Annotated in this window: 22 protein-coding genes; 17 read left to right on the forward strand and 5 right to left on the reverse strand. The window is 66.1% G+C overall.

Features of this window, described 5'->3' with window-relative positions; all coding sequences use genetic code 11:
* Positions 1-41 precede the first annotated feature (41 nt).
* From orn to DI041_RS03690, 3 genes are all read left to right on the forward strand, one after another.
* The gene (orn, locus tag DI041_RS03680) at positions 42-614 is read left to right on the forward strand and encodes an oligoribonuclease (protein ID WP_046986286.1); all 573 of its coding nucleotides are present in this window, start codon (positions 42-44) and stop codon (positions 612-614) included.
* Positions 615-728: 114 nt separating this feature from the next.
* Positions 729-1,601 (forward strand): EcsC family protein, encoded by an 873-nt coding sequence (locus DI041_RS03685; RefSeq protein WP_046986287.1) that lies wholly within the window; start codon positions 729-731, stop codon positions 1,599-1,601.
* A gap of 186 nt (positions 1,602-1,787) precedes the next feature.
* On the forward strand, positions 1,788-2,903 hold the full coding sequence (locus DI041_RS03690) for an alkene reductase (RefSeq protein WP_136638194.1): 1,116 nt from the start codon (positions 1,788-1,790) through the stop codon (positions 2,901-2,903).
* A 128-nt stretch (positions 2,904-3,031) separates the two neighbouring features.
* Here DI041_RS03690 and DI041_RS03695 read toward each other — a convergent pair whose 3' ends face one another.
* Positions 3,032-3,925: a mechanosensitive ion channel family protein gene (locus tag DI041_RS03695; RefSeq protein ID WP_136638193.1), complete on the reverse strand. Its 894-nt coding sequence runs from the start codon at positions 3,923-3,925 to the stop codon at positions 3,032-3,034.
* A 136-nt stretch (positions 3,926-4,061) separates the two neighbouring features.
* Complete coding sequence (gene ppsA / locus DI041_RS03700; RefSeq protein WP_046986290.1) at positions 4,062-6,440, reverse strand: phosphoenolpyruvate synthase; 2,379 nt, start codon at positions 6,438-6,440, stop codon at positions 4,062-4,064.
* Positions 6,441-6,584: 144 nt separating this feature from the next.
* Here ppsA and ppsR point away from each other — a divergent pair, with 144 nt between their 5' ends.
* From ppsR to DI041_RS03715, 3 genes are all read left to right on the forward strand, one after another.
* Entirely contained in the window at positions 6,585-7,406 is an 822-nt protein-coding gene (ppsR, locus tag DI041_RS03705) for a posphoenolpyruvate synthetase regulatory kinase/phosphorylase PpsR (RefSeq protein WP_012511422.1), read from the forward strand.
* 148 nt (positions 7,407-7,554) lie between these two features.
* Positions 7,555-8,064 carry a DUF1249 domain-containing protein gene (locus DI041_RS03710; RefSeq protein WP_006374079.1) on the forward strand — a complete coding sequence of 170 codons (510 nt, stop codon included), beginning with the start codon at positions 7,555-7,557 and terminating at the stop codon, positions 8,062-8,064.
* A gap of 40 nt (positions 8,065-8,104) precedes the next feature.
* Entirely contained in the window at positions 8,105-8,593 is a 489-nt protein-coding gene (locus DI041_RS03715; protein ID WP_046986291.1) for an NUDIX hydrolase, read from the forward strand.
* A 30-nt stretch (positions 8,594-8,623) separates the two neighbouring features.
* Here DI041_RS03715 and DI041_RS03720 read toward each other — a convergent pair whose 3' ends face one another.
* Positions 8,624-9,274, reverse strand: coding sequence for a class I SAM-dependent methyltransferase (locus DI041_RS03720; protein ID WP_046986292.1), 651 nt, complete (start codon positions 9,272-9,274; stop codon positions 8,624-8,626).
* Between the two features lie 344 nt (positions 9,275-9,618).
* Here DI041_RS03720 and DI041_RS03725 point away from each other — a divergent pair, with 344 nt between their 5' ends.
* From DI041_RS03725 to DI041_RS03770, 10 genes are all read left to right on the forward strand, one after another.
* Complete coding sequence (locus tag DI041_RS03725; RefSeq protein ID WP_012511419.1) at positions 9,619-10,233, forward strand: CDP-alcohol phosphatidyltransferase family protein; 615 nt, start codon at positions 9,619-9,621, stop codon at positions 10,231-10,233.
* A gap of 22 nt (positions 10,234-10,255) precedes the next feature.
* On the forward strand, positions 10,256-11,320 hold the full coding sequence (gene phaE, locus DI041_RS03730; protein WP_136638192.1) for a class III poly(R)-hydroxyalkanoic acid synthase subunit PhaE: 1,065 nt from the start codon (positions 10,256-10,258) through the stop codon (positions 11,318-11,320).
* Entirely contained in the window at positions 11,317-12,384 is a 1,068-nt protein-coding gene (gene phaC / locus DI041_RS03735) for a class III poly(R)-hydroxyalkanoic acid synthase subunit PhaC (RefSeq protein ID WP_046986294.1), read from the forward strand. Before phaE ends, phaC begins: the two co-directional genes overlap by 4 nt.
* Before the next feature lie 53 nt (positions 12,385-12,437).
* The gene (locus DI041_RS03740) at positions 12,438-12,809 is read left to right on the forward strand and encodes a YfeK family protein (RefSeq protein ID WP_136638191.1); all 372 of its coding nucleotides are present in this window, start codon (positions 12,438-12,440) and stop codon (positions 12,807-12,809) included.
* A 65-nt stretch (positions 12,810-12,874) separates the two neighbouring features.
* Entirely contained in the window at positions 12,875-13,078 is a 204-nt protein-coding gene (locus tag DI041_RS03745; RefSeq protein WP_006374017.1) for a PspC domain-containing protein, read from the forward strand.
* Positions 13,075-13,527: a hypothetical protein gene (locus DI041_RS03750; protein WP_046986295.1), complete on the forward strand. Its 453-nt coding sequence runs from the start codon at positions 13,075-13,077 to the stop codon at positions 13,525-13,527. The genes DI041_RS03745 and DI041_RS03750 overlap by 4 nt, the downstream gene beginning before the upstream one ends.
* A gap of 383 nt (positions 13,528-13,910) precedes the next feature.
* Positions 13,911-14,126 (forward strand): hypothetical protein, encoded by a 216-nt coding sequence (locus DI041_RS03755; protein ID WP_006374014.1) that lies wholly within the window; start codon positions 13,911-13,913, stop codon positions 14,124-14,126.
* A gap of 207 nt (positions 14,127-14,333) precedes the next feature.
* On the forward strand, positions 14,334-16,721 hold the full coding sequence (locus DI041_RS03760; RefSeq protein WP_046986762.1) for a Tex family protein: 2,388 nt from the start codon (positions 14,334-14,336) through the stop codon (positions 16,719-16,721).
* 207 nt (positions 16,722-16,928) lie between these two features.
* The gene (locus DI041_RS03765; RefSeq protein WP_136638190.1) at positions 16,929-19,118 is read left to right on the forward strand and encodes a PAS domain S-box protein; all 2,190 of its coding nucleotides are present in this window, start codon (positions 16,929-16,931) and stop codon (positions 19,116-19,118) included.
* 62 nt (positions 19,119-19,180) lie between these two features.
* A complete protein-coding gene (locus DI041_RS03770) occupies positions 19,181-19,465 on the forward strand; it encodes a hypothetical protein (RefSeq protein WP_046986760.1) in 285 nt (94 codons plus the stop codon).
* Here DI041_RS03770 and DI041_RS03775 read toward each other — a convergent pair.
* Both DI041_RS03775 and DI041_RS03780 read right to left on the reverse strand, forming a co-directional pair.
* Entirely contained in the window at positions 19,439-20,398 is a 960-nt protein-coding gene (locus tag DI041_RS03775) for a right-handed parallel beta-helix repeat-containing protein (protein ID WP_046986759.1), read from the reverse strand. The genes DI041_RS03770 and DI041_RS03775 overlap by 27 nt on opposite strands.
* A 64-nt stretch (positions 20,399-20,462) precedes the next feature.
* The gene (locus tag DI041_RS03780; protein WP_136638188.1) at positions 20,463-21,551 is read right to left on the reverse strand and encodes a DUF5694 domain-containing protein; all 1,089 of its coding nucleotides are present in this window, start codon (positions 21,549-21,551) and stop codon (positions 20,463-20,465) included.
* On the opposite strand from DI041_RS03780, the gene DI041_RS03785 reads away from it, so the two are divergent.
* Positions 21,550-22,251, forward strand: coding sequence for a GNAT family N-acetyltransferase (locus DI041_RS03785; RefSeq protein ID WP_248298420.1), 702 nt, complete (start codon positions 21,550-21,552; stop codon positions 22,249-22,251). The genes DI041_RS03780 and DI041_RS03785 overlap by 2 nt on opposite strands.
* Positions 22,252-22,364: the final 113 nt, after the last annotated feature.

The raw sequence follows: 22,364 nt of genomic DNA on the forward strand, positions 1-22,364 counted from the left end.
TCACCGGTAGGCCGCGCGCCTGCCCAGCAACGAGGCGACACATGGCGGACAACGGCGCGGCCAACGAACGACTGATCTGGATCGACCTGGAAATGACCGGGTTGGATACCGACAACGATTCGATCATCGAGATCGCCACCGTAGTCACCGACGCCCAGCTCAACGTGCTGGCCGAAGGTCCGGAATTCGCCATCCACCATCCGCTGGAAACGCTGGAAGCGATGGACGAGTGGAACCGTAACCAGCACCGCCGCTCGGGTCTGTGGCAGCGTGTGGTGGACAGCACGGTGACCCTTGCCCAGGCTGAAGCGCAGACGGTGAATTTCCTGGCGCAGTGGATTCCGGCCGGCCTGTCGCCGATGTGCGGCAACTCGATCTGCCAGGATCGTCGCTTCCTGCACCGCCAGATGCCACGCCTGGAGAAGTACTTCCACTACCGCAACCTGGACGTGTCCACGGTGAAGGAACTGGCCAAGCGATGGGCACCGACCGTGGCCGCCGGCGTTGGCAAGAACAGCAACCACACCGCGCTGAGCGATGTGCACGACTCGATCGCCGAGCTGCGCCACTATCGCCAGTTCATGGGCGCGCTGTCGGGGTTGCCGACCTCTTGACCGGTAGTGCCGGCCGCTGGCCGGCAGTTCCAGGACTTTCGTGAGGTGTATAAGGTTGCCGGCCAGCGGCCGGCACCACTCTCCGTTCAACTCCCTGGCGCTAAGATCGGCGCCATGAACGAGCCCATCCTGCTCCCCCGCGATATTGCCCACGACGCCCGCGACTGGTCTGACCTGCAGCGAGCGGTGGCCCTGCTGGAAGCGCCGACCCTGACCGCGCGCATGGCCAATCTGGTCGGCACGCCGCTGGAGTTCGCGGTCAAGGCGCTGCCCAGCTCGGTCTCCAATCGCATCCACGGCGCGGTGCAGGCCGCGCTGACCAAGTCGGCGCAGGCGGCGCTGTGGAGCATGGACAACACCCCCGGCAAGGGGGCATCCACACGTTGGCACAAGCTGGCCGCAGCGACCTCCGGTGCGGTTGGCGGCGCCTTTGGTTTTGCCGCGCTGTTCATCGAGCTGCCGGTGTCGACCACCATCATGATGCGTGCCGTGGCCGACGTGGCCCGCAGCGAAGGCTTCGATCTGTCCGAGTTCAGTACCCGCCAGGCGTGCCTGGAGGTGTTCGCGCTGGGCGGCAACTCGCCGCGCGATGACGCCAGCGAGACTGGCTATTACCTGGCCCGTGGCTTCACCACCGATGTGATGCGCCATCTGTCGGCTGAGCTGGCCGGGCGCGTGGTGACCGGCCGTGACCTGACCCTGGGCGTGGCACCGAAGGAAGCCGGCAAGCTGCTGGCGAAGATGGTGGAGAAGGTGGCCGCGCGCTTCGGCGTGGTGGTTACCGAGAAATTCGCCGCGCAGGCGGTGCCGATCGTGGGTGCAGCTGCCGGTGCGACACTCAATACGATGTTCACCGATTACTACCAGGACATGGCGCGCGGCCACTTCATCGTGCGCAGGCTGGAGCGCAAGTACGGCGAAGACGTGGTGCGCACCTGCTATGACCGCGTGGCGCACGGCGGGGCGTTGATCGAGCCCACGTTGTAACGGTGGGTCAGAGCCCTTTCCTGCGGAAAGGGATCCGACTCCGACCTCGCACAGGGTCAGATCCCTTCCGCAGGAAGGGCTCTGACCCTTGCCTGCCAGGCACAACTGTTTTGCCACGATCCGCCTGTTGCGCTGCGGCATCCATCCCCATCCTTGCGGTCAGTCCCCCCGCAAGAGATCGCCGCCATGTTGTTCACTCCCCACCCTCTGGGCCTGTTGGCCCTGCCCAACCGCATCGTGATGCCGCCGATGACCCGCTCGCGTGCCGCCGACGGCAACGTTGCCACTGCGGAAATGGCCGCCTACTACGCGCAGCGCGCCGGTGCTGGCCTGATCGTCAGCGAAGGTACCCAGATCAGCCCGCAGGGCCAGGGCTACGCCTGGACCCCGGGCATCCACAGCGCCGAACAGGTGCAGGGCTGGCGACAGGTGACAGACGCCGTGCACGCTGCCGGCGGTCGCATCTACGCCCAGTTGTGGCACGTGGGTCGGGTCTCGCACGTCGCGCTGCAGCCCGGTGGTGCCGCGCCGGTGTCGTCGTCGGCGCTGCTGGCCGAAGGCGTGAAGGTGTTTGTCGATCCTACTGGCGCTGGTCCGCAAGCGGGCGTGGGCGAGATGATCCAGCACTCGATGCCGCGCGCGCTGGCCGAGGCTGAGATTCCGGGCATCATCGCCGACTACGCGCAGGCCACCTGCAATGCGCTGGCCGCCGGCTTCGATGGCGTCGAACTGCACGGGGCCAATGGTTATCTGATCAACCAGTTCATCGATTCGCAGGCCAACCAGCGCACCGACGGCTACGGTGGCGCGCTGCAGAACCGGCTGCGCTTCCTGCGTGAAGTAGTGGAGGCGGTGGTGGCGGTGGCCGGTGGTGAGCGCGTTGGCGTGCGCCTGGCGCCGCTGACCACCCTGCAGGGCGCGGTGGACGACACGCCGCAGGCCACCTATCTGGCTGCGGCACACCTGCTGGGCGGGCTGGGCGTGGGCTACCTGCACATCGCCGAGGCCGACTGGGACGACGCACCGCTGATGCCGGTGGCGTTCAAGCAGGCGCTGCGGATGATCTATCCGGGAACGCTGATCTACGCCGGCAAGTACACCGCCGAACGCGCGGAGCGGGCATTGGCCGAAGGCTGGGCCGACCTGATCGGCTTCGGCCGCCCGTTCATTGCCAATCCGGACCTGCCCGAGCGCCTGCGACTGGGGGCGGAGCTGAATCCGCCGGATCGCGCGACATTCTTTGGCGGTGGCGCGGTCGGGCTTACCGATTACCCGACGCTGGAAGAAAGCGTCGCCGCCTGATCCCGAAGGCTGCCGGCCAACGGCCGGCACTACCGGGATATGCGGGACAGGGTAGTGCTGGCCGCTGGCCGGCATTTCAATCTCGGATCGCCGGTGGGTGGGTGCCGACCGTTGGTCGGCACTCCCGATCAAGGCTTGTCGCGCACCAGCGCGTCGGCCTCGATCACGCCGCCATCCTTCCCATGCAGGTACAGGTGCATGTCCTGCTGCGGATACGGAATGTTGATACCGGCTTTGTCGTAGCCCAGCTTCAGTTGCTCCAGCAGCGTCACCTTGGTGCCGAACCAGTCGGCCGACTTCACGTAGCAGCGGATGCCGAGGTTGATCGCATGCGCGCCGAGTTCGTACACCACCACGTCCGGTGCTGGCGTCTGCAGCACGCGCGGGTCGGCCTTCATCAACTGCAGCGCGGTGTCGCGTGCCAGCTGGATGTTGTCCTCGTAGCCGATGCCGATCACCAGTTCGACGCGGCGCGTCGGTTCGGCGGTCAGGTTGATGATCGGTGCGGCGGTGATCAGCGTGTTCGGAATGGTGGTGTGCTGGTTGTCGGCACCAGTGATGACGGTCTGGAAGATGCGCACCTCGCGCACCGTGCCGGTCTGCCCGGCCACCGTCACTACATCACCGACGCGGAACGGACGCAGCGTCACCAGCATCACACCCGAGGCGATGTTGGACAACGAATCCTTCAGGGCCAGGCCCACCGCCAGGCCGGCGGTGCCGAGCACGGCCAGCAGCGGGGTGATCTGCACGCCCAGCGTACCAATGGCCAGCACGACCACGATCACCAGCGACGTGGCATACACCACGTTGCGCAGGAAGCTGCCCAGCATCGGGTCCACGCCCATGCGCGCGGTGGCGCGCGGCATCGCATTGGACAGGCGTCGTGCCACCCACATGCCGACCAGCAGCACTACGATCGCGGCCAGCAATGGCACGCCGTAGGTCTCCAGCAGGCGTTCCCAGTCGAGCGAATGGAACCATGGCGTTGCGACGGGGACAGGTTGGGCAGTGGCGAGCATGCGGGCTCCTTTGCAGCGGGGGAGGTGGCGCGCGCAGACGCCAGAAACAACAAGCCCCGCAGAGGCGGGGCTTGCATGCAGCTGAAGTATGGGCCGGCGCCGATGAAAGCGACGTCAGCCCTCAGCAATCACGGTCTCAGCCGTTGGCCTTCAGCTTGGCCAGGCGCAGCCAGGTATCGACCACGGTGTCCGGGTTCAGCGACACCGACTCGATGCCTTCCTGCATCAGCCACTCGGCCAGATCCGGGTGATCGGACGGGCCCTGGCCGCAGATGCCGACGTACTTGCCCTTGGCACGTGCTGCCTTGATCGCCATCGACAGCAGCTTCTTCACCGCCGGGTTACGTTCGTCGAACAGGTGCGCGACGATCGACGAATCGCGGTCCAGGCCGAGGGTCAGCTGGGTCAGGTCGTTGGAGCCGATCGAGAAGCCGTCGAAGATCTCCAGGAACTCATCGGCGAGCAGTGCGTTGGACGGCACTTCGCACATCATGATGATCTTCAGGCCGTTCTCGCCCTGCTTCAGGCCATTCTGTTCCAGCACCTCGATGACCTTGCGGCCTTCTTCCAGGGTGCGCACGAACGGAATCATGACCCACAGGTTGTCCAGGCCCATTTCGTTGCGCACGCGCAGCACGGCCTTGCACTCCAGCGCGAAGGCGGCCGAGAAGCTCGGGTCGACGTAACGGCTGGCGCCGCGGAAGCCGATCATCGGGTTCTCTTCGTGCGGCTCGTAGTTGCTGCCGCCGATCAGGTTGGCGTACTCGTTGGACTTGAAGTCCGACAGGCGCACGATCACGGCGTTCGGTGCGACCGAGGCAGTGAGGGTGGCGATGCCTTCGGCCAGGCGGTCCACGTAGAAGCCGACCGGGTCGGAATAACCGGCGATCTTCTCGTCGATCTTCTTCCTGGTCGCCGCATCCTGGCGGTCGTATTCCAGCAGCGCGTTCGGGTGGATGCCGATGTGGCTGGCGATGATCATTTCCAGGCGCGCCAGGCCGATGCCGGCGTTCGGCAGCTGGCCGAAGTCGAAGGCACGTTCCGGGTTGGCTACGTTCATCATGATCTTCAACGGTGCCGGCGGCATGTTGCCCAGATCGGTGGTGGTGCGCTCGAAGCCCAGCTTGCCTTCGTAGATGAAACCGGTATCGCCTTCAGCGCAGCTGACGGTGACCAGCTGACCATCTTCGATGACCTTGGTGGCGTTGCCCGAACCGACCACGGCCGGCACGCCCAGCTCGCGCGCGATGATCGCGGCGTGGCAGGTACGGCCACCACGGTTGGTAACGATGGCCGATGCACGCTTCATCACCGGCTCCCAATCGGGGTCAGTCATGTCGGCGATCAGCACGTCGCCCGGCTGCACGCGGTTCATGTCGTCCAGCGTCTTCACCACGCGGGCCACGCCGGCGCCGATCTTGGCACCCACGGCACGGCCCTCGGCCAGCACGTTGCCGCCCTTTTCGGTCAGCGCGAAGCGCTCGATCTGGGTGGCATGGCTGCGCGACTTCACCGTCTCCGGGCGCGCCTGCACGATGAACAGCTTGCCGCTGACACCGTCCTTGGCCCACTCGATGTCCATCGGGCGGCCGTAGTGCTTTTCGATGACCAGCGCCTGCTTGGACAGTTCCTGCACGTCCTCGTCGCTGATCGAGAAGGTGTTGCGCAGTTCTGCCGGGGTGTCCTCGATCCTGACGCGCTCGCCGGGGACATCCGAATACACCATGCGGATCGCCTTGCTGCCGAGCGAGCGGCGCAGGATCGCCGGCTTGCCGGCCTGCAGGGTGGGCTTGTAGACGTAGTACTCGTCCGGGTTGACCGCGCCCTGCACGACCATTTCGCCGAGGCCGAACGAGGAGGTGACGAACACCACGTCGCGGAAGCCTGACTCGGTGTCCAGGGTGAACAGCACGCCGGAGGAACCGACGCCGGAACGCACCATCAGCTGCACGCCGGCGGACAGGAACACGTCTTCATGCTTGAAGCCGTGGTGCACGCGGTAGGCGATGGCACGGTCGTTGTACAGCGAGGCGAACACTTCCTTGACCTTGTGCACGACGTCGTCGGCGCCGGTGACGTTGAGGAAGGTTTCCTGCTGGCCGGCGAAGGACGCATCCGGCAGATCCTCGGCAGTGGCCGACGAACGCACGGCCACGGCCACGTCGCCGCCGCCGTTTTCGGCGCTCAGCTTGGCGTAGGCGGTGCGGATGTCCTGGTCCAGCTGCGGCTGCAGCGGCGCGTCGATCACCCAGCTGCGGATCTCCTTGCCGGCGGCGGTCAGCGCGTTGACGTCTTCGACGTCCAGCGTGGCCAGCTTGTCGAAGATGCGCTTGGACAGGTCGTTGTGCGCGATGAAGTCCTTGAAGGCTTCAGACGTGGTCGCATAACCTCCAGGAACGGAGACGCCCAGACCGGCCAGATTGCCGATCATCTCGCCCAGCGAGGAATTCTTGCCGCCTACGCGGGCCAGGTCGGCCAGACGCAGTTCGTGCAACCACAGGATGTTCTCGTTCAAGCGCGATGCTCCGTTTGGCCATCGCCCGAGGCGGGCTGAGTGGCCGCGTCCGTAGGAAGAAGCCGATATGATGCCGGGCAGACCGCTGTCGGCACAAGCTTGTGTTGGCGGCCCTTTTAGGCTTCGTAGGGGGTAAAAGCGCGCATGTCGACCATCCGTCCGGTGTTCTACGTTTCCGATGGAACCGGTATCACCGCTGAAACCATTGGGCATAGCCTGCTGACCCAGTTCTCCGGGTTCAGCTTCATTACCGACCGGATGTCGTTTGTAGACGACCCCGAAAAAGCCCGGGAAGCCTGTTCCCGGATCCAGGCGGCGGGGGAGCGTTACCAGGTCAGGCCGATCGTGGTGAACTCCTGCGTGGACCAGAGCCTGAGCCTGATCCTGGCCGAGAGCGGGGCCCTGATGCTCGATGTGTTCGCGCCATTCATCGAGCCGCTGGAGCGTGAACTGTCCAGCTCGCGCGTGAACCGGGTGGGGCAGGCGCACGGTATGGTCGACTTCGACACCTACCACCGCCGCATCAACGCGATGAACTTCGCGCTGACCCATGACGACGGCATCGCGGTGAATTACGACGATGCCGACGTGATCCTGGTGGCGGTGTCGCGGGCCGGCAAGACGCCCACCTGCATCTACCTGGCCCTGCATTACGGGGTGCGTGCGGCCAATTACCCGCTGACCGACGAGGATCTGGAAAGCGACCGCCTGCCGCCGCGCCTGCGCAACTACCGGCGCAAGCTGTTTGGCCTGACCATCGACCCGGACCGCCTGCAGCAGATCCGCCAGGAGCGCCGCCCGAACTCGCGCTATGCCAACCTGGATACCTGCAAACGCGAGGTGGCAGCGGCCGAGGTGATGTTCCAGATGGAACGCATCCCGACTCTGAGCACCACCCATACCTCGATCGAGGAGATCTCCAGCAAGGTGCTGGCCACGCTGGGGCTGCAGCGCGAGCTGTATTGATCCTCGTCTGGTAGAGCCGGCCGCTGGCCGGCTGGTCGATGAACCCTCGGCCGTGATGCGGGGCTGCCGGCCAGCGGCCGGCACTACCCAGGGGTTGGCTTGCACGTGCGCGCCCCCACGTTGAAGCACCAACGTGTAGGATCCACCCATGGCCCGAGCCTTGCCCCGCACCGAACGCATTCCCCGCCTGAGCCGGCTCAGCTGGCTCATGGGCCTGTACGCGGAAAACTACCGCCATCTGGTGCGCCTGTTCGAACCGGCCGGACTGGTGGCGGGCAGCTACATCTCCTCGATCGGCGACGGCCTGGATGTTCGCCTGGACGTGATCGAGTGCCACCGCTACACGGTGGAACTGCGCCTGACCTACGACCTGGCCGATCCGGTCACCGGCGAGCCGGATCCCTCGGCCTATGTGCGCCTGTACCGTGATGCGCGCCAGGCCGAGACCACCCACTGTTATGTCGGCCGTCGCTGGCAGGACACGATGGGCCTGTACCCACCGCCGGCGGAGCTGATCAGCCACCGCATGCGGATGAACACCTTCCTCGGCAAGTGGCTGGAATACCTGGCCGAACGCGGCCACGGCGTCGCCACCCTGCGTCGTGATCCCGACGGCGCCAGCACGCCCGCCGAGCGCCGCCTGTCGCTGGTGCGCTGATCGGCCATAATCCACGGCTGACCTGCCGCTGGATGCTGCCATGCCGTATACCCCGATCGTCGCCACCCTGGGCTACGTGCTGTCGCCGGATCGTCGCCAGGTGCTGATGATCCATCGCAACACCCGTCCCGGTGACCACCACCTGGGCAAGTACAACGGCCTGGGCGGCAAGATCGAACCGACCGAAGACGTGGCCGCCGGCATGCGCCGCGAGATCGCCGAGGAAGCCGGCATCGACTGCATGGACATGCGCCTGCGCGGCACCATCAGCTGGCCGGGCTTCGGCAAGCATGGCGAGGACTGGCTGGGCTTCGTGTTCGTCATCGACAGCTTCGAGGGCAGCCCGCATGGGGGCAACCACGAGGGCACCCTGGAATGGGTGGATGTGGACAAGCTCGACCAGCTGCCGATGTGGGAGGGTGACCGCAACTTCCTGCCGCTGGTGTTCGACGCCGACCCGCGCCCGTTCCATGGCGTGATGCCGTACAAGGACGGCCGCATGGTGAGCTGGTCCTACAGCCGGCTGTGACCCGGCTCGCCGGGCCATGCCCGGCGAGCATTACCGCCGTTGCGCCAGCAGCAGATGGAAGTGCTTCTCGCGAACCTGCCCGTCATTGCCGGTCGCGGTTTCCCGATGACTGCGCCAGGCCGAGACAGTGAAGCCGGATACGCGCAGGGCCAGTTCCACCGCGTCCAGCTCGTGCAGCTGGAAGTCGCTGGCAAATGGCAGGCTGCGCATGAAGGCCGCGTCACCGAAGGCCAGGCACAGCCGGCCACCCCGGCGCAGCACCCGCGCCAACTCGTCGAGCACCGGCGCCAGGTGCGGCCAGAAGTACAGGGTATTGACCGCCAGCGCGGCGTCCATCGAGGCGTCGGCGACCGGCAGAGCATGGGCGTCGCCATGGCGCATCGCGGCACGCCCAGCCAGTCCGGCACTGGCCAGGCGCTGGTTGCCGGCCTCGACCATGGCCGGGGACAGCTCGATACCCAGATAGTGGCTGCCGGCGGCCTGTAGCAGCTGTGGCGCGAATGCAGCGTTGCCCGGACCGATCTCCAGGATCCGTTCGCCGGCGGAGGCGGCCAGCAGCCCGATCGCGGCCTGATTGAGCGCGCCGTTGCTGCGATTCATCGCGTCGGCCACCTCCAGCGCAGCCTCGCCATGGGGCTGCCGCAGCTGTGCGGCCAGGGTAGGAGCATCCAGCATCATCATCGTCCGTTGCAGAGTTTCGGACGTGGCGACGGCGGGTCCGCCGGTGACCATAGCGCCGACCCTGCGGCTTGGGAAGTAGGGAAACCCCGCTTCGGGGTGATGAGGAAATGTCCAGCGTCGCAGTCGGTGAGATCTGGTTGTCCACAGGGGGTGTGGATTACGCGTGGGCAACTTTGTGGATAAGCGTCGACAGGCGCCACCCCCCTAGGCTGTCAAGATGGGTGGCGAAAAATTCACCGCCAGTGAGGACAGGTGAGGGAGCGGTGAAGGGTGGTCCCTGCCGCCGCTGTCGCCAGCAGCGGTGCTCGCGGTAACCTGTGGGCCTTGATGCTCCGTGAGACCCCATGAAACGTCACTTCTCGATGCTGCGCGAATTCCAGCTGGCCGACTGGTTCACCCTGGCCAATGCTTTCTGCGGCACCGGTGCGGTCTTCGCCGCGATGCGCTTCCTGCAGGACGGCGAGCGCGGCTATCTGCTGTTCGGCATGGCGCTGATCCCGCTGGCCTTCATCTTCGATGCACTCGACGGGCACATCGCGCGCTGGCGCAAGTCCAGCTCCACCCTGGGCCGGGAGCTGGACTCGCTGTCCGATGTGATCTCCTTCGGTGTGGCGCCGGCGGCGCTGGCCTATGCCTGCGGCATGCAGGGCGGGTGGGACTGGCTGGTGCTGAGCTACTTCGTCTGCTGTGGTGTCAGCCGCCTGGCCCGCTACAACGTCACCGCCGAGGCACTGGCCGGCGACGAGGGCAAGGTCAAGTATTTCGAGGGCACGCCGATCCCGACCAGCCTGCTGCTGGTGATCGTGCTGGCCATCGCCGCCGGCACCGGCGCCATCGGTCAGGACATCTGGTTCGGCCAGTGGCAGATCGGGCCGTGGCAGCTGCACCCGATGGTGCTGCTGTTCGCCCTGTCCGGGTCGCTGATGATCAGCAAGACCCTGCGCATCCCCAAGCCATGAGCCAGCCCTGCGGAGGCCTGCGATGACCAGCTCGGCCCACGACCCCGGCAGCAGTGATTTCGAGACCCTGGCCCGGCAGTACTTCGGCGCCTGGGGCGACGCGCTGCGTCACGCGTCCACCCCGGGTGCACCGGCCGGTGACGACCCCGGCAGCTGGCGGCGCCTGTTCGACTGGTGGGGCCAGCTGCTGCCCGAGCAGGGACCGGGTGCACCGGAAGATGCCGTGCGCCGCTTCCGCGAACAGGCGGGCAGCTGGTACGGCACCATGCAGGAAGTGGCTGCGCGCTTCGCCGGCCGCGATGCCAGCAGCGCCGAAGTGGCCCAGGCCTGGCGCGAGGCGGTGCAGGGGCAGGGCGATGGCATGCTGCAGTGGATGCTGCAGGGCGCCCGTGGCAGCACCCACGCCGGCGCCGCCGTGCCCGAGTTCGCCGCGTGGCTGCAGCAGTTCCAGTTGCAGGCCGGCCCGTGGCTGCAGAGCCCGGCGTTCGGCCCCGGCCGCGAGCACCAGGCGCGCTGGCAGTCCCTGCTGCGTGCGCAGGATGAATACCAGCAGCATTCACGCGCCTACGTCGATCAGATCAAGCAGGCACTGGACGAGGCCTTTGCGCTGTTCGAGCAGCGCTTGGCCGAGCACGAGCAGCCGGGCAGCCAGCTGACCAGCGCCCGGGCGATGTTCGACCTGTGGATCGAAGTGGCCGAGGAGGCCTACGCCAAGGTCGCCATGTCCGAACCGTTCCAGCAGGTGTATGCCGCGCTGGGCAATGCACAGATGCGCCTGCGCGCCGGCCTGCAGCGCGAGGTGGAACAGATGAGTGAACGAATCGGCCTGCCGACCCGCAGCGAGATGGACGCCGCACACCGCCGTATCGCCGAGCTGGAGCGCAGCCTGCGCCGCCTGCAGGCACAGGTGGCGGTGCTGGCCGGTACCGCCGAGGTGGATCCGGTGGCGCAACCGGCGCCGGCGAAGGTGAAGCCGGCCGCGCGCAAGGCTGCGAAGAAGACGGTGCCCGCAAAGAAGGCGCCTGCGAAAAAGTCGTCTGCGAAGAAGGCCGCACCTCGTACTTCCACTCGGGCGCGTGACCGATGAAGGGGCCGCTGGGTTTCAACGCCGATGACCTGATGCAGGAAACCTTGGCCATGCAGCGCAAGCTGATGGAAGGGCTGAAGCTGCTGCCGCAGGTCGAAGATGTTGATTACGGCGTGACAGCCCGCGAGGAGGTCTGGCGCGATGGCAAGGTGGTGCTGTACCGCTTCGTCGGCGAACAGGCGCCGACCCGGCGCACGCCGCTGCTGATCGTCTACGCGTTGGTCAATCGGCCGTACATGGTCGATCTGCAGGCCGACCGTTCGCTGGTGCAGAAGCTGCTGGCGCTGGGCCAGGACGTGTACGTGCTGGACTGGGGCTACCCGGACCGCTCCGAGCGCTTCCAGACCCTGGAGGACTACCTGCTGCGCTACATCGATGGCGCGGTGGATGCGCTGCGTGCGCGCAGCGGCGGTCCGGTGGACATGCTGGGCATCTGCCAGGGCGGCGTGTTCGCACTCTGCTACGCCGCGCTGCGCCGGCAGAAGCTGGGCAAGCTGATCACCATGGTCACCCCGGTCGATTTCCACACCGCCGACAACATGCTTTCGCATTGGGCACGGCAGGTGGATGTAGACCTGCTGGTGGATACGCTTGGCAACATCCCGGCTGATCTGATGAATGCCAGTTACCTGATGCTCAAGCCGTTCCGCCTGAACGTGCAGAAGTACGTCGGCCTGCTCGACATCCTCGATGACAAGGCGGCGCTGGAGGATTTCCTGCGCATGGAGAAGTGGATCTTCGATTCACCAGATCTGGCGGGCGAAGCGTTCCGCGACTTCATCAAGCAGTTCTACCAGGGCAACGGGCTGGTGAACGGCACGGTGCGGATTGGCGAGGAGGCGGTGGATCTGTCGAAGGTGACCCTGCCGGTACTGAACATCTACGCCGAGCAGGACCATCTGGTGCCGCCGGATGCCTCGCGTGCGATGCGTGGGCGCTTGGGCACTGACGATTACACCGAGTCCAGTTTCCGCGGCGGGCACATCGGTATCTATGTTTCCGGGCGTGCACAACGCGAAGTGCCGGCGACGATCGATGGCTGGCTGAAAGCGCGCGACGTGTAAGGCTTGCTTCGCTTTTGTAGAGTCGAGCTTGCTCGACTGCCTGGAGAATGATGATGTCGCAACGGATTTCGATGATGCTTGCTGCGCTGCTGCTGGCAGCGCCTGTCGCCCATGCCGCTCCCGGCCCGCAGGCGCAACGGGAGATCGCGCAGCTGATCTCCAGCCTGGACGGCTCCCAATGCCGCTTCCAGCGCAATGGCAGCTGGCACGATGGCAGCGATGCGCGCGCGCACCTGCAGCGCAAGTACGACTACCTGCTGAAGAAGGGCATGGTGGACAGCGCCGAGCAGTTCATCGAGCGTGCGGCCAGCCAGAGCAGCATGAGCGGCAAGCCCTACCGCATCCAGTGCCCGGGGCAGCCTGAACAGACCGCGGCCGCCTGGTTCGGCGCACGCCTGCAGGCCCTGCGCCACCGCACGCCGTAGACATAGGGGCGGTGTAAAGTCGAGCCGTGCTCGACTGCTTTTTCCCGTAGCCCAGGAGAACCGCCATGAACACCACGCCGCGCACGCTGTCGCGTTCATTGAACGACCGCATGATTGCCGGCGTGATGGGCGGCATCGCCCACCGCTTCGGCTGGAACCCCACGCTCGTGCGGATCGTGTTCGTGCTGGTCTCGATCGGCTCGGCGGCCTTCCCTGGCATCCTGGTCTACCTGATCCTGTGGCTGCTGATTCCCAACGAGGCAGATTGAAGACTCCCGTGACGCCCTGGCCGATCTGGCTGCGCGCGCTGCAGGTGCTGGGCGCGGTCTGGACGTCCCCCAATTCCCTGCTCGGCGTGATCGGTGGCCTGGCCGGCATGCTCGGTGGCGCGACATTACGCTGGAGCGGCCGTGACTGCGCACTGGTGTTCGACCGCTGGCCGTGGGGACCAGGCGGGGCGATCACCCTGGGCAACGTGATCCTGCATACCGGTCATGACCTGGGCATCTCCTGCCGCACCTATGCGCATCAGGCGGGGTGGGGCGTGGAGCCGCTGATCCGGCTGGATGACCACGAACGCGCGCACGTCTACCAGTACATGGTGCTGGGGCCGCTGTACCTGCCGGTATACCTGCTGTGCGGCGGGGTGAGTGCGCGCAACCCGTTCGAGCGCGCGGCCGATCATTTCGCCCGGTTCGGGCACGGCTGGTGGCCGTAGTTTCCAGCCAACGGCGCAGCCCCTCGTGGGCGGTGATGCTCGGTCGTCAAATACAAAACCCTCGCGCTGGTCGGTCGGGTTGGGTTCACGGCGTCCCCGCCAGCCCCACCCACCCGGCCAGCTCACAGGAAACCGGCTTTCCGCGATCATCCCAAACCAACCACGAGGGGCTGCGCCGTTGGCTGGAAACCCCCGATTCGTTAGTCGGAAGTTAAAGATCCGTAAGCATTCTGCTGCGATCCCGCAGTCATCTGCATGCAACCGATCGTCATTAGCCTTCGTGACGTTCCAGTCAGGTTCGACGCGGTAAGCTCTCTCTCGATGAGCTCGCAGCATCGCTCATCGAGCGCAGTACGCAGTAGCAATTTGGAGGAAGACATCACATGGCAATCGTTCTTTATGTCGGTGGTAGCAAGGATGGCGAGAAGGGCGTGGTGCCCTACGGCTTCAGCAAATCCCGCGCCGACACCGCGCTGGGGCCGGAGTTCTACACGGAGCGGTTCATGGAACTGCAGGGTGTCGGCAAGGTCCGCCTGATGGCCCTGGAAAGCATGCGTGACGAGATCGTCATGCAGCGTGCCGCCCGCCACTACCGCTGACCTTCGCAACATGCGGCAGGGCGCGCCCACCATCGTGCGCCCGCGCCGGCATCCCAGCCCAGGGCCAGTCCGAGCCCTCTCTTTGCCAGGATGCCGGCGTCCAATCCGGTCCCGCCGCTGAACCTCGCCCCCTGTCAATGCCTTGTCCGGCTCCGTCGTGGATTGCCAGAATGGGGTCTTCCCGTATCGCGGCACAGACCTGAAGCAATGCACGACGCCAAGAACGCCCAGAGCGCGCTCGCCCAGCAGATCGCCCAGACCATCGCCGACGAGATCGGTGCCCAGTCCACCCAGGTACACGCCGCTGTCGGCCTGCTCGACGAGGGCGCCAGCGTCCCGTTCATCGCGCGCTACCGCAAGGAAGTGACCGGAGGCCTGGACGACACCCAGCTGCGCAACCTGGAAACCCGCCTCACCTACCTGCGTGAGCTGGAAGACCGCCGCGCCGCCGTGTTGTCCAGCATCGGCGAGCAGGGCAAGCTCAGCGACGAGCTGCGCAACGACATCCTGGCCGCCGATACCAAGAGCCGGCTGGAAGACCTGTACCTGCCGTACAAGCCCAAGCGCCGTACCCGTGCACAGATTGCCCGCGAGGCCGGCCTGGAACCGCTGGCCGATGGCCTGCTGACCGACCCGACGCAGGACCCGCAGGTTTTCGCCGCCACCTTTGTCGACGCCGACAAGGGCGTGGCCGACACCAAGGCCGCGCTGGAAGGCGCGCGCGCGATCCTGATGGAGCGCTGGGGCGAAGACGCCGCGCTGGTCGGTGAACTGCGTACCTGGCTCGGCGAAACCGGGGTGATCCGTGCCCGCGTGGCCGAGGGCAAGGAAACCGAAGGCGCCAAGTACCGCGATTATTTCGAACATGCCGAAGCGCTGGCGAAGATTCCGTCGCACCGCCTGCTGGCACTGTTCCGCGCACGCCGCGAGGAAATCCTGTTCCTGGAGCTGGACCCGGGCAGCGATGCCGAGGCTGGCCACCAGTACGCGGAAGGCCGCGTGGCGCGCAAGGCCGGCATTGCCGACCAGGGGCGCGCTGGCGACCGCTGGCTGCTGGATGCCTGTCGCCTGACCTGGCGCGCCAAGCTGCATACCCATCTGCTGCTGGACCTGTTCAACCAGGCCCGCGAAAAGGCCGAGGCCGAAGCCATCGCGGTGTTCGGCGACAACCTGAAGGACCTGCTGCTGGCGGCTCCGGCTGGCCCGAAGACCGTGCTCGGGCTGGACCCGGGCATCCGTACCGGCTGCAAGATCGCCGTGGTCGATGCCACCGGCAAGCTGGTCGCCACCGACACCATCTACCCGCACGAACCCCGCCGTCAGTGGGAGCAGTCGCTGCAGACCATCAAGCAGCTGTGCGCCAAGCACAACGTGGAACTGATCGCGATCGGCAACGGCACCGCCAGCCGTGAGACCGACAAGCTGGCCGGAGAGGCGATCAAGGCCGCGGCCAACCCGAAGCTGCAGAAGGTGGTGGTCAGCGAGGCCGGTGCTTCGGTGTACTCGGCCTCGGAGTTCGCGGCCAAGGAATTCCCGGGCCTGGACGTGTCGCTGCGCGGTGCGGTGTCGATCGCCCGGCGCCTGCAGGATCCGCTGGCCGAGCTGGTGAAGATCGAGCCCAAGGCGATCGGCGTTGGCCAGTACCAGCACGACGTGGATCAGTACCGCCTGGCACGGGCGCTGGACGCACGCGTGGAGGACTGCGTGAACGCGGTTGGCGTGTACGTGAACACCGCTTCGGCCGCGCTGCTGTCGCGCGTGTCCGGCTTGTCAGCGACGGTGGCCGAGAACATCGTGCGCCATCGTGACGACAACGGCCCGTTCAAGCGTCGCAAGGACCTGCTGAAGGTCGCGCGGTTGGGCGAGAAGACCTTCGAGCAGTGCGCCGGCTTCCTGCGCATCGCCGATGGTGACCAGCCGCTGGATGCCTCGGCGGTGCACCCGGAAGCCTACCCGGTGGTCGAGCGCATCGTTGCCAGCACCGCGCGCCCGATCAAGGCGCTGATCGGTGATGGCAGCTTCCTGCGCGGCCTGAAGGCAGAACAGTTCACTGACGACACCTTCGGCGTGCCGACCGTGCGCGACATCCTCAAGGAACTGGAAAAGCCGGGCCGCGATCCGCGTCCGGAGTTCAAGGCCGCCCGCTTCGCCGAGGGCGTCGAGGACATCAAGGATCTGCGCGAAGGCATGGTGCTGGAGGGCGTGGTCAGCAACGTTGCGGCCTTCGGCGCCTTTGTCGATATCGGCGTGCACCAGGATGGCCTGATCCACATTTCGGCGCTCTCCGATACGTTCGTGAAGGATCCGCGCGACGTGGTCAAGGCCGGCGATATCGTCAAGGTGAAGGTGCTGGAGGTGGACGTGGCGCGCAAGCGCATCGCCCTGACCCGGCGCTTGGACGACACCCCCGGCCAGGCCACCAGCCGCCCGGGCCAGCGCGATGAGCGCAATCAGGGCCAGGGGCCACGTCGTGACGCGGGTGGCCAGAACCGTGGCCCCAACCGCAGCCCGGGCAATGGCGGCCGTGGTGGCCAGTCGGCGGCGCCGGCCAACAATGCCCTGGCAGACGCCTTCGCCCGCGCCAAGCGCAGCTGAGGAGCGTGTCCCCCGTCACGGTTGATCCGGGGCGGGGGACTTGTCGATTTTCCCCGTGATTGCGCACACTTGCGCCTGAGGGGGGCGTGTGGCCTCCCCGCTGTCTCTGGGGAGGGCCATGACGCCAGCACGACCCGTCGTCTTCATTGACGTCTGCAGCGCCCTGCTGCGGCCGGAGGCTGCCTGCGCGTCCCGGGGAACGGGTTGATGGCCGGCCAGGGAAGCAACGGCAACGGGCTGCTGGAGCGGCGCCTGCAGGAGCTGGCTGAAGAACGCCGCCGGCTGGCGATGATCATCGACGGCACCGCCGCCGGCACCTGGGAATGGAACGTGCAGACCGGCGAGATGCGGGTCAACGCGCGCTGGGCCGAGATCGTCGGTTACCGGCTGGAAGAATTGGAGCCGGTGTGCCAGAAGACCTTCCTGACATTGGTCCATCCCGACGATATCGCCCTGTCCGATGCGGCGCTCGAGGACCATTTCGAGGGCCGCAGCGACAATTACGTCTGCCTGTTGCGCATGCGCCACAAGAACGGCCAGTGGATGTGGATCCACGACCGTGGCCGCGTGTTCGAATGGGACGGGCAGGGGCGGCCACTGTGGATGGCCGGTGCGCATGCTGATGTGACCGAACTGCAGCAGGCACGCCAGGATGCGGCCGAGACCCGGCAGCGACTGCAGGCGGTGGTCGACGCCTCCGACGAGGTTGCGGTGATCGCCACCGATATCGACGGCACCATCACCCTGTTCAATACCGGCGCACAGCGCCTGCTCGGCTACGCCGCCGAGGAGGTGGTTGGCCATCGGCGCCTGGATGCGTTCCATGACCCGGACGAGCTGAGCGCCTGGCTGCAGCCGCTGGCGGGCGACGACGGCGAGGTACCTGGCGTGTTCGAGGCGCTCAGTGCCCGTGCCGATGGGCAGACCTATTCGCGGCAATGGACGCTGCGCCGCAAGGACGGCCAGTCACGCCAGGTCCGCCTGTCGATCAGCCGCATGGATGGCGCCGACGGCACGCGGATCGGCTACGTCGGCATGGCGATCGACATCACCGAGATCCTGCAGGCGCGCGCCGAAGCACGGCTGTCGGCGGAGAAGTTCGCCGGTGCGTTCACCTCGGCTGCATTGGGCATGGCACTGGTGTCGCTGGAAGGGCGCTGGCTGGACGTCAATGACGCGCTGTGCCGGATCCTCGGCTATCCACGCGAAGAACTGCTGCAGGTTGATTTCCAGCGCCTGACCCACCCCGATGACCTGCAGACCGACCTGGCTCTGGTGCAGGATCTGCTGGCCGGGCGGCGCAGCCACTACCACCTGGAGAAGCGTTACCTCGATCGCGACGGCAAGGTGATCTGGGCGCGGCTGTCGGTTTCGCTGGTGCGCAGCGAGCGTGGTGAGCCTGTGCATTTCGTGTCGCAGATCCAGGACATCAGCGCCCAGCGCAGCAGCGAGCAGCGCTTGTTCGAAAGTGAGCAGCGCAGCCGCATTACTCTTGATGCGGTCGCCGACCTGGTGCTCAGTGTCAGCCTCGATGGCCGCATCGACTATGCCAATGCGGCCGCGGTGCGTACCTTGGCCGGTGATGGTGCGCTGTCGCTGGCCGGGCACAAGGTGCAGGACGTGCTGGCGTTGACCACCGAGTACGCGCCTGGATCGGTGCTGGATGTCTCGGTGCTGCTGGATCCGGAAAGCAACGCAGTGGACCTGCATGCCGACCTGCTGTTGCGGCTGGGCACGGCGACCATACCGGTGGACCTGACCCGCGCCTGGCTTCGCGATGACGAAGGCCATGTACGCGGTGCGGTGTGGGTGCTGCGCGACGATACCCAGCAGCGTGCACGCCAGCGCGAGGCGCGACACCTGGCCGAAATCGACCCGTTGACCGAGCTGAGCAACCGCCGCGGCTTCGAGGTGCACCTGCAGCAGGCGATCACCCGTGTCGAGCGCACGGGCCAGGCCGCGTCGTTGATGTACATCGACCTGGATCGCTTCAAGCCGGTCAACGACACCTGGGGCCATCTGGCCGGTGATGCGGTGCTGTGGGCGGTGGCCAGCGTGCTGCGCCATGGCGTGCGTGATTCGGATGTGGTGGCACGGCTGGGGGGGGATGAGTTCGCGGTGATCCTGTCCGGCTGTACGCCGCGGCGTGCCGCGCGTATCGGCGGCGAACTGCTGCATACCCTTGCGTCGCTGTCGATTCCGTGGGACCAGGACCGCCTGCATGTCGGGGCCAGCATCGGCATCGCGCCGCTGGCGGGCGGCATGAGCGTGGACCAGGCGGTGGCCGCCGCCGACGCCCAGTGCTACCGGGCCAAGGCGATGGGACGCAACAACGTGCAGGTGCAGGGTGAGGCCAGTGAGCTGCCCGGCGACGACGCGGATGCGGCCGAAGGCTGATCTCAGCCTGTGAGAGGACACGCGCGAATACTGCGCGCACATCCACTCATGCAGGTGATCCCATGAAGGTCTGGAACCCGGTTGCGATGCGGGCCTACGCCCCGGCGATGGTTGGCTGGTGCCTTGCGCTGGCGGCCTGCCTGCGTCTGGAAGAAGTGCGCGACGATCTGCACGCGCAGGCATTGCTGCCGGTGCTGCAGGGCGGTGCCATCGCCCTGCTGGTGTTCACGCTGTCCTGTATCGGCGGGGCCAGCATCGTGTTGTGGCGGGCGGGCCGGAAGGAGGTACCGCCTCATACTCTTGATGCTCAGGCCCATGCTTCACGGGAAGGCGCAGAGATCACCTGAAGGCAAAGAGATGTTACCTGTCGATAGAACGCCTGCAACACCACCCTTTGCATTGATGCCGTTGCAGTTTCCAACACCCAAGCGACGATTCTGAATGAACCGGTTGGAGCGGAATGTGGCCGTGGTACCGCCCGATGTCTCAAACACCGCCCCACCATAGTTCGCACCGCTTACAGCATTGTTTTCTGCAAGAAAGCGCTGTGAACCCTGTACGACGTCGATACCCCATTCACCAGGGCGTTCGATCACCGAGTTCTTGATGGTGCAGTCGACGCAGTTCACCAGATAGATGGCGCTGGCGCCGGAGTCGATGACGCGGGCGCCATCAATCATGACGTTGCTCGAGTTGTAGATGGCCATCTCGCCATCGCCCCCCGGGCCATCCTTTCGGCCGGTCAGCTGCCCATAGAGAATGGTGACGTCGCGGGAATCTGTGATCCACAGATTTGGGTCCGCCACATTGTTGCCTGCTATGCCGTTGGCACGCATGAAGGTGTCCCATATATCCACACCTTTCCCGCCCACGACACCAGTGCTGATCTGGAAGCCGACGATATCGAGGCTCCAGATGATGATGCGGTCCTGATGATAGGCCAGTACACCGAAGTTTCCGCCTGCACCGGTGGACAACGTGAAATTGTGCAGCATGGTGCCGCTGCCGAGCCCGATCGCCTTCTGTGGGGAGCCATGGGCGGAGATCAAGACGTCGGCCATGCTCGCACCCAATCCCTCGATGGTCGTGCCAGAGGGAACTTCCAGTGGTGCAGGGCCAGTGACGTAGGTGCCAGGCCGCAGGCAGATTTTCTTGCCAGGTGCGGTGGCCACTGCGGCAGCAAGGTTACCACCACTGTCGAGAGTGAGATCGCATGCCGAGGCCTGCGCGGCACCGGCCAGGCCTATGGCAAAGAGTACGGCGGAAATGCGTTGTTTCATTATGGGTTCCTTCCGTGGAGTGGTTGAAGTTGCATCCAAGATACCGCAGCCGACCGGCTTGACGTCAACGCAGCACTTCATCCGAACTGATCAGCTGTACGTCGTGCATCAGGTTGAGATAGGCCTCGTAGTAGCCCTTGTGCGAGGCACCGACGATGGTCAGCATGCGGGTACCCGGCTGTTGGCCGAGTACGTCGCGCATGTTGGCGACCATGCGCAGGTTGCGGGTTTCCCAGTAGCCTACGTAGTTGCGGCCGAAGCCTTCTGGCGAGGGCTCGACCAGCGTCGCGCCGAAGTCGCTGTTGTAGGCCACCATCGCGGTCTCGGGTGTGTTGTAGGCGCGATACATCGCGAGCAGTCCGTCCGGTTGGGCAAGATTGGCTTCGAGCCGTTCATCAGCCGCCCTGCGTGCCTTGACGACGGGATTATCCCAGGCGCCCCGGATGGCCGCTGCATAGGCCTTCTGCTGGGATGCCGGCGTCGGCGAATCCGCAGTGTGGTCGTCGACCGACCACACGCGCTCCAGCCCCAGGCGTGCGGCAAGGACCCCGGCCACCAGGCCGGCCTCGTTGCGGCGGGCCATGCGCGTGTCGAGGAACTGCACCAGCTCCGGTGTCAGGCTGTCGGAGGCACGTCGCTCTTCCTTGGGCAGCCGCAGCCATTGGACGACTGCCGAACTGCTTTCGCCCGCGGCCAGGAACACTGCAGCCAATCGGCGCCGCTGGGCAGCGGTTGGCGCCTTCGGCCAATCTGCAAGCAGGCGTTCCATTTCCACGTTGGCGCTGGGAACGTCCAGGCCGGTGGCGGCCTGTGCCGGCGCCGGATCGACGCAGTAGTCCGCTACGCTCTCTGCGTATCGGGCCGGATTGCGGCGCATGAAATCGCACTGCAGGCCGGAGAGGTTCTCAACCGCGATCGCGGTGGGCTGCCAGGCCTCCAGCCGCTTCAGCAGTGGCTCCAGCATCGCCGGTTCGAAGGTCTTCGGCAGGCTGGACAGATGCGGGCTGCCCAACACCAGCACCTCGTTCGGGCGCCCGGCGGGTGGGCCCTTCAGCTGGTCGGGATGGAAGGTCGGCCGGTAGCTGGCATCGGCAGCCAGGGCGCCGGTACTGCACAGGCCCAGGAAGAGGTAGCTGGCCAAGCGTGGAAGCATGTTGATCTCCGTGTCCGTGAACGTCCTGCAGGTCACTGCATGCTGGCCGTTTCCCTGTATCCGGGGACCTCCCGTTGGTCATGTAAACCCTTTTGCCTTGCGCTGCATCAGTCTGCTGGGCGAGGCTGTGCTCAATGGACAGGTGGTGCATGACATGACATCCGGCAACTGGATGATAGATAGCGCGCGGTTGCGCCTTCGGCCTTTCACGGCCGCGGATGCGGATGAGGCATTCGCAGCGATCACGCCGGGGCTGACCCGTTACATGGCGTTCGAGCCGCCGCCGTCGAAGGAGGCCTTCGCTGTGGTCTGGCAGGCGTGGTTGCCAACCATCGCCTCGGGCACGGACATCACCTTCGTCATCCGCCGGCGTGACGATGGCGCCTTCCTTGGCTTGGCCGGCCTTCATCGCAGCAGAGACGCCGAGCCCGAACTCGGCATCTGGATCAGCGAGGCGATGCATGGGCAGGGCTACGGCCGGGAAGCCGTCTCGGCGGTGTGGTCGCGGGCCTCCGCGCATCTGCGATGCGCGGCATTCCGCTACCCGGTGGCGGAGCAGAACGCGCCGAGCCGGCGCCTGGTCGAATCGCTTGGCGGCGTGCCTGCCGGGCGTGAGCAGGGCGTGAAGTACACGGCGATTGTCTACCGCATTCCTGCGGCAAAGCATGGAGATGCGACGGGCGTCGCGGAATCCGGTTAAAGCCGCCGACTGCATCGCCGATATCCCCTCTGGATCCCGCTCCAGTCACCCGCTGCAGGACCCCCGGCTGCCCCCGATGGGCGGCCTGCGCCGTGTGTTCCGCCGCTCCCAGA

It is taken from the genome of Stenotrophomonas maltophilia (assembly GCF_004920835.1).
Taxonomy (GTDB): Bacteria; Pseudomonadota; Gammaproteobacteria; order Xanthomonadales; family Xanthomonadaceae; genus Stenotrophomonas; species Stenotrophomonas maltophilia_AQ.

Bases quoted from the DNA above. Each gene is read 5' to 3' on its own strand.
- orn (WP_046986286.1), top strand. From the start codon at position 42: ATGGCGGACAACGGCGCGGCCAACGAACGACTGATCTGGATCGACCTG.
- DI041_RS03685 (WP_046986287.1), top strand. From the start codon at position 729: ATGAACGAGCCCATCCTGCTCCCCCGCGATATTGCCCACGACGCCCGC.
- DI041_RS03690 (WP_136638194.1), top strand. From the start codon at position 1,788: ATGTTGTTCACTCCCCACCCTCTGGGCCTGTTGGCCCTGCCCAACCGC.
- DI041_RS03695 (WP_136638193.1), bottom strand. From the start codon at position 3,925: ATGCTCGCCACTGCCCAACCTGTCCCCGTCGCAACGCCATGGTTCCAT.
- ppsR (WP_012511422.1), top strand. From the start codon at position 6,585: ATGTCGACCATCCGTCCGGTGTTCTACGTTTCCGATGGAACCGGTATC.
- DI041_RS03710 (WP_006374079.1), top strand. From the start codon at position 7,555: ATGGCCCGAGCCTTGCCCCGCACCGAACGCATTCCCCGCCTGAGCCGG.
- DI041_RS03715 (WP_046986291.1), top strand. From the start codon at position 8,105: ATGCCGTATACCCCGATCGTCGCCACCCTGGGCTACGTGCTGTCGCCG.
- DI041_RS03720 (WP_046986292.1), bottom strand. From the start codon at position 9,274: ATGATGATGCTGGATGCTCCTACCCTGGCCGCACAGCTGCGGCAGCCC.
- DI041_RS03725 (WP_012511419.1), top strand. From the start codon at position 9,619: ATGAAACGTCACTTCTCGATGCTGCGCGAATTCCAGCTGGCCGACTGG.
- phaE (WP_136638192.1), top strand. From the start codon at position 10,256: ATGACCAGCTCGGCCCACGACCCCGGCAGCAGTGATTTCGAGACCCTG.
- phaC (WP_046986294.1), top strand. From the start codon at position 11,317: ATGAAGGGGCCGCTGGGTTTCAACGCCGATGACCTGATGCAGGAAACC.
- DI041_RS03740 (WP_136638191.1), top strand. From the start codon at position 12,438: ATGTCGCAACGGATTTCGATGATGCTTGCTGCGCTGCTGCTGGCAGCG.
- DI041_RS03745 (WP_006374017.1), top strand. From the start codon at position 12,875: ATGAACACCACGCCGCGCACGCTGTCGCGTTCATTGAACGACCGCATG.
- DI041_RS03755 (WP_006374014.1), top strand. From the start codon at position 13,911: ATGGCAATCGTTCTTTATGTCGGTGGTAGCAAGGATGGCGAGAAGGGC.
- DI041_RS03760 (WP_046986762.1), top strand. From the start codon at position 14,334: ATGCACGACGCCAAGAACGCCCAGAGCGCGCTCGCCCAGCAGATCGCC.
- DI041_RS03765 (WP_136638190.1), top strand. From the start codon at position 16,929: ATGGCCGGCCAGGGAAGCAACGGCAACGGGCTGCTGGAGCGGCGCCTG.
- DI041_RS03770 (WP_046986760.1), top strand. From the start codon at position 19,181: ATGAAGGTCTGGAACCCGGTTGCGATGCGGGCCTACGCCCCGGCGATG.
- DI041_RS03775 (WP_046986759.1), bottom strand. From the start codon at position 20,398: ATGAAACAACGCATTTCCGCCGTACTCTTTGCCATAGGCCTGGCCGGT.
- DI041_RS03785 (WP_248298420.1), top strand. From the start codon at position 21,550: ATGTTGATCTCCGTGTCCGTGAACGTCCTGCAGGTCACTGCATGCTGG.
- DI041_RS03780 (WP_136638188.1), bottom strand. From the start codon at position 21,551: ATGCTTCCACGCTTGGCCAGCTACCTCTTCCTGGGCCTGTGCAGTACC.